Annotated in this window: 1 protein-coding gene; it reads right to left on the reverse strand. The window is 44.5% G+C overall.

Annotation, left to right across the window (positions count from 1 at the left end):
- Positions 1-533: 533 nt before the first annotated feature.
- On the reverse strand, positions 534-1,172 hold the full coding sequence (locus R7P67_RS25355; protein WP_318086389.1) for a CatB-related O-acetyltransferase: 639 nt from the start codon (positions 1,170-1,172) through the stop codon (positions 534-536).
- Between the last annotated feature and the right edge of the window lie 18 nt (positions 1,173-1,190).

Consider the following 1,190-nt stretch of genomic DNA (forward strand, 5'->3'; position numbering starts at 1 on the left):
TTATTGTTCTCTTCATTCTCCGTAATGAATGAGTGTTAGTTTAACCTTCGTTCAATAGCAAATTTTCTCGCTTTATTTCCGAAAATACTCATTAGATGGTGTCATGCGCCTTAGGCTAGTTTAAGGGCGCTTGTTAAGCATTGTGCCAATGGTTTGCTGTTTGCCGCCCTTAAATGTGAAAGGAGCCTTTACAGCTCCTTCAAATGCCCTTTGCCTCAACCAAAAACGCGTGGTCAATGCGCCGGGTATAATGTTGTGAGTAAGTTCTAGTGACACTTTCTGAACCGCGCAATGGGCTCCCTTACTTAAACAGAATGCGTCGATTACTATCGAACAAAGTTCCTTCCCGCTGTAACCGTCAAAACGCCGAGATCGCGTTCAAACAATTGAGTTTGCTTGTTCCTATCGTAGTTTTTCAACTCTGACTCATGGTGATTTAAACGAATCGATGCCAAGGAAACGCACAAGCTGCAACAATAGTTTTCGTCACAACGGAGCGAGATTATAACATATCGCTGATAATTTTCCTCATTTCAGTGACATTCGCCATCTTTATAGTTACTTTCCGCAATGATTAACTGCTCAATATCATTTCCACAGATAAAAGAGCGAAGCGCGTTAAACTTAGCCTCATCCCAAGAATACATCTTAAGAGCCAATAACTTATCAATCGTCTCTGAGTCAAAACGAGTTTTGATCGGCTTAGCAGGAGAGCCCGCAACCACGGTGTACGGCGGCACGTTTTTCGTCACGACACTGTTTGCGGCAATCACCGCGCCCTCTCCAATCGTAACGCCTGGCATGATCATCGCGCGCATTCCAATCCAAACAGCATCTCCGATAATCGTGTCGCCCCTGCTTTGATAGGAACGTTCGACATCATCAAGAAACGGATACAAGCAGAACCAATCGGTTCGATGATTGTGGTTGCCACCCATTAAAATCACCGCTTCGGCGGCGATACAAACGTAGTCACCAATATAGAGTTGGTCGACTTCCCAACGGGGTTGCCACTGCTTGCTGATTTCATCCCCCAGCAGATAACGAACGACGGATTGCTCAAAACCATTATCCCAGCAATCGCTGTAATAACTGTGAGTACCTTTAATATGGATGTTGGCGTTTTGCACCACTTGGTGCAGATACTGAATTTTAGACCAATGTTTAGTCATGGCATTTGCCTCTTCAAT

It is taken from the genome of Vibrio sp. Vb0937 (genome assembly GCF_033338855.1).